The sequence below is a fragment of the Catenibacterium sp. genome, assembly GCF_052354645.1.
Taxonomy (GTDB): domain Bacteria; phylum Bacillota_I; class Bacilli_A; order Erysipelotrichales; family Coprobacillaceae; genus Catenibacterium; species Catenibacterium mitsuoka_A.
This window is the reverse complement of sequence record NZ_DAWDDM010000337.1, coordinates 1-1,939: the sequence shown is the minus strand read 5'-3', so window position 1 is coordinate 1,939 and position 1,939 is coordinate 1. Positions and strand designations below refer to the sequence as shown.

General features: G+C 30.6%; 2 protein-coding genes and 1 pseudogene. All 3 read left to right on the top strand.

Annotated elements, in window-relative coordinates:
- Positions 1–137: 137 nt before the first annotated feature.
- The 3 genes and pseudogenes from lepB to ACT8VG_RS10715 all read left to right on the top strand — a co-directional run bounded on the left by lepB (position 138) and on the right by ACT8VG_RS10715 (position 1,834).
- Positions 138–632 carry a signal peptidase I gene (gene lepB, locus ACT8VG_RS10725; protein ID WP_331872909.1) on the top strand — a complete coding sequence of 165 codons (495 nt, stop codon included), beginning with the start codon at positions 138–140 and terminating at the stop codon, positions 630–632.
- Positions 633–993: 361 nt separating this feature from the next.
- A pseudogene (locus tag ACT8VG_RS10720) lies at positions 994–1,554 on the top strand (isopeptide-forming domain-containing fimbrial protein); the annotation flags it as partial.
- Complete coding sequence (locus tag ACT8VG_RS10715) at positions 1,502–1,834, top strand: LPXTG cell wall anchor domain-containing protein (protein ID WP_444195865.1); 333 nt, start codon at positions 1,502–1,504, stop codon at positions 1,832–1,834. The pseudogene ACT8VG_RS10720 and the gene ACT8VG_RS10715, both read left to right, overlap by 53 nt.
- The last annotated feature ends 105 nt before the right edge of the window (positions 1,835–1,939 follow it).

Sequence of the window (1,939 nt, the reverse complement as noted above, 5' to 3'; positions counted from 1 at the left end):
ATATAAGTATAACAAATGTTTCGAGTGAGTGTTACATGTTACATTATGTTTCAAATTAATTGTTTTTAAATTATTTCTATGATATTTTTTGCATGGTTTTTTCCAAATATTAACAATAACTTAAAAAAGGTGCTTATATGAAGAAGAAAATAACTTTTATTAGTTTAATTATCATTTGTATCATAATGTTTCTGATTACTACTTTCTGTCCAATTTATAAGGTAGAAGGAAACTCTATGAGCCCTACATTAAAGAATAATGATTATGTATGTATTAAAAAAACAAAATCTTTTAAACAGGGAGACTTAATCGCTTTTGAATACAACAATAAGCTTCTTGTAAGAAGAGTTATCGCCCTAAGTAATGATGAGGTCAATATTGATACAAATGGCTATGTATTTGTGAATGATAAGAAACTAGAAGAAGACTATCTATCAAGTAGAAAAGACAATCCATTACGTGATGAAGTCTTTCCTTATATCGTGCCTAATGGAAAAGTCTTTGTACTTGGAGACAATAGAACGCAATCTATAGATTCTAGAATGCGAGATTTAGGATGTATTGATCAAAAACAAATTATTGGAAAAGTTGTCATGAGGGTTTATCCGATTACACGCTTTTCTATTTATTAAATAAAGGAGAGAATATGACAGATTTTAATATTTTAAATAAGCCTGGCAGAAAGAAGTAGATGGTAAAAACTATAAGAATAACAATTTGACACCAGGCTATTATTTAGTAAAGGATAAAGATGGTTCAGTATCTGGACAGGATTCTTATACTAAGTTTATTTGAGAAGTTGTAGGTAATGATGTATCTGCAGCAGTAAAATCAAGTGTTCCTGCTTCAGAAAAGAAAGTAAAAGATACAAATGATACTGAAGGTACAAAAACAGGATGGCAGGATTCTGCAGACTATGATATTGGGGATAAAGTTCCATTCCAGTTAACTGGTACTGTAGCTTAGGATTATAATGATTATAAAGGTGCTTATCAGTTAGTGTTCCATGATACTTTATCTAATGGCTTGACGCTTGACAGAGATTCATTTAAAGTTTATAAAAATGATAGCGATGAAGTACTTAATCAAAACCAATATGAAGTGAATATCACATATGATAAGCACTTCACTGTAACTATTAAGGATGTAAAAGTTTTAGGTGATGATGTATCAAAAGTAAGAGTTGAATATACTGCAACGTTAAATGAAAATGCAGTCATTGGTTCTGCAGGTAATCCAAATAAAATGTATATGGAATTCTCTAACAACCCAAATAGTACTCAGGGTGGATCTAAAGGTCAGACACCAGAAGATAAAGTAATCGTATTTACTTATAAGACAGTAATTAATAAGATAAATTCTGAGAAAAATCCTTTAAAAGGTGCAGCCTTCAAATTAGAAAAAGTATTTAAAGATGGCACAAAGAAATTAGTAAAAGAATACAAAATTACAGATGAAGAAGATCATGATAGAACAGCTTTTGAATTTACAGGATTAGATCATGGTGCATGGTGTATATATTCTTACAGAAACAGTTTCTCCAGATGGATATAACACATTGCATCCAATAACATTCTCTATTGCTGCATCTCATGATATAGCTTCTGCTGATCCAAAGTTAACTTATTTAAATGGTGATCCAGTTGATGGTCAAATTATATTTACTGCCGACAAAGAAGAAGGTACATTAACTGCAGATGTAGTAAACTACAAAGGTTCTGAACTTCCAAATACTGGTGGTATGGGTACTACAATTCTATATGCTGCTGGTGTAATCTTAATTCTTGCAGCAGGTGCATTCTTAGTAATGCAGAAAAAAGCTGAAAATAAATAATTTAAAATAGAAAGGAGATGTCCTATAATGAAAAAGAAGATAATTAATCTATTTAATGTGGACCCCGTGTCAAGGACATTAAATAAAAAGGCGCTTAAAAATGAT